Source organism: Streptomyces sp. NRRL B-24572 (assembly GCF_002156145.1).
Lineage (GTDB): Bacteria > Actinomycetota > Actinomycetes > Streptomycetales > Streptomycetaceae > Streptomyces > Streptomyces vietnamensis.
Genome location: NZ_MWIG01000482.1, coordinates 1 through 2,529, shown reverse-complemented (window position 1 = coordinate 2,529; position 2,529 = coordinate 1). Strand labels below are relative to the sequence as shown.

Below are 2,529 nucleotides of genomic sequence, written 5' to 3'. Positions count from 1 at the left end.
GGGGACGTCGAGCGGCTCCGCGCCCGGCTCCTCCCCGCCCTGGCCCGGTACGTCGCGGTCGAGCGGCGCGCGGACGGACGCCCCCTCGATCCGGTCGCCCGCTTCCACCTGGGCAACGGAGCCGCCGCCTGGCAGTTGAACTGGCCGGCGAACAGCTCGGCCGAGGCGTGGCGGCAGTCGTACGGCGCGATGATCAACTACCGCTACGAGCCGGGGGAGCTGGAGCGCCGGCACGAGGACTTCGTCCGTCGTGGCACCGTCGCCCTCGGCGGGCCACTGCGCGACGCCTTCCCCGAGGCCGTCGCCGTCTCCGCCTCCACCGCTCCGATCGATCGATGAGAGAGGAACACCCCCTCATGGCACCCCCCTTCACCACCATCCACCGGTCCTTCGCCGAGCAGGTGGAACGGCAGCCGGACAAGGCGCTCTTCGAGCTGCCCGACGGCCGGCAGGTCACCTACCGCGAGACGGAGGGGACCGTGGGGCGGATCGCCGCCCGGCTCGTCGCCGACGGCGTCACCCCCGGTGACCGGGTCGCCGTGCAGGTGGACAAGTCCCCGGAGGCCATCGCGCTGTACCTGGCGACGCTGCGGATCGGCGGCGTCTTCCTGCCGCTCAACACCGCGTACACCGGTGCGGAGATGGAGTACTTCATCGGCGACGCCCGGCCGCGCGTGCTGGTCTGCTCCCCGGAGCGACGGGCCGACCACGCGCACCGCGAGGGGCGGGACCTCGTCGTCGAGACGCTCGGCACCAAGGGCGACGGCACCCTCCTCGAGGGCGACGGCCGCCACGACGAGGTCGTCGACGCCTCCGCCGACGACCCGGCGGCGATCCTGTACACCTCCGGCACCACCGGACGCTCCAAGGGCGCGGTGCTCACCCACGGCAACCTCGCCTCCAACTGCCGGGCCCTCCTCGAGGCCTGGCAGTTCACCGACCGGGACCGGCTGATCCACGCCCTGCCGATCTTCCACGTCCACGGACTGTTCGTCGCCGCGAACATGACGATCGCGGCCGGTGCCTCCATGCACTACCTGCCGAAGTTCGACGTGGACACGGTCGTGGACCTGCTGCCCCGGGCCACGGTGCTCATGGGCGTGCCGACCTTCTACACCCGGATGGTGAAGCACGACCGGCTCACCCCGGCGACCTGCGCCTCGATGCGGCTGTTCGTCTCCGGCTCGGCCCCGCTGCTCGCGAGCGACCACGAGGCCTTCGAGGCCCGTACGGGACACGCCATCCTGGAGCGCTACGGGATGACCGAGACCGGCATGAACACCACCAACCCGTACGAGGGAGGCCCGCGCAAACCCGGCACGGTCGGCAAGCCGCTGCCCGGCACCGAGGTCCGGGTGGTGGACGGCGAGACCGGTCGGGCACTGCCCGACGGCGAGGTCGGCAGCATCGAGGTCCGCGGCCCCAACGTCTTCAGCGGGTACTGGCAGATGCCCGAGAAGACCGCGTCCGAGTTCCGCGCGGACGGCTTCTTCATCACCGGCGACCTGGGCCGCATCGACGAGGACGGCTACCTCTGCATCGTCGGCCGGGGCAAGGACCTGGTGATCTCCGGCGGCTACAACATCTACCCCAAGGAGATCGAGGAACTGCTCGACGCCCACCCCGCGGTCCTCGAGTCCGCCGTCATCGGCGTCCCGCACCCCGACTTCGGAGAGACGGTCGTGGCCGTCGTCGTGCCGGCCCCGGACCAGGAGCCCACGGAGACCGAACTGCTGGAGTTCATCGCCGACGACCTCGCCCGGTTCAAGCACCCGCGCGCCGTACGCGTCGTCGAGGCGCTGCCGCGCAACGTGATGGGCAAGGTGCAGAAGGCCGAGCTCCGCAAGCAGTACCAGGACCTGTTCACGGGCTCGAACGCCTGAGCAGTGGCGGTCTCCGGGGTGCGGGCGGCGCCGAGGACGATCCGCTGTCCCCGCGCAGGGGAGCTGCCGTGGTCGTTAGGGTCGTTCCTGTGACGCACCCTGTACCGGCCACCCGGACCGCCCCCGCCGCCCCGCCCGCGCGCCCTTCCACGCACCCGAGCGTGCCCGCCGAGGCGCCCGGTGGGCCGCTGGACGAGCTGGACCGGCGGATCGTCGCCGCCCTGCAGATCGACGGGCGGGCCTCGTGGCGGCGGATCTCGGCGGCCCTCGGGGAACCCGAGCGGAAGGTGGCGCGGCGCGGGCTGCGGTTGCTGGAGAGCGGGGACGTCGCCGTGCGCGGGCTCGTCATGCGGGGTGAGACGGTGATCCTGCGGATGACGTGCCGGCCGGGCACGGTGCGGGACGCCGCGGTGGCCGCGGCGCGGCGCGCGGACTGCATCTTCTCGTACGCGCTGGCCGGGCCGGTCGACTGCGTGGCCGAGCTGCAGTGTCCGCCGGGCCGGTTGGCGTCGCTGATGCTGGACGAGGTGCCGGCGCTGCCGGGGCTGGTCTCGCAGAGCGTGTCCCCGGTGCTGCGGTACTTCCGCACCGTGCACGAGTGGTCGCCCGGGATCCTGGACGCCGGGGAGGTCGAGGCGCTCGGCGG

Annotated in this window: 3 protein-coding genes; all 3 read left to right on the top strand. The window is 72.8% G+C overall.

All coding sequences use genetic code 11. The features are described 5' to 3' along the window. Positions 1 to 339: malonyl-CoA decarboxylase domain-containing protein (locus CCN56_RS27320; RefSeq protein WP_179199998.1), on the top strand; the 339-nt coding region annotated here is incomplete at its 5' end. A 17-nt stretch (positions 340 to 356) separates the two neighbouring features. After that, a complete protein-coding gene (locus tag CCN56_RS27315; RefSeq protein ID WP_086830615.1) occupies positions 357 to 1,883 on the top strand; it encodes a malonyl-CoA synthase in 1,527 nt (508 codons plus the stop codon). 89 nt (positions 1,884 to 1,972) lie between these two features. Continuing rightward, positions 1,973 to 2,529: Lrp/AsnC family transcriptional regulator (locus CCN56_RS27310; protein WP_256962173.1), on the top strand; the 557-nt coding region annotated here is incomplete at its 3' end.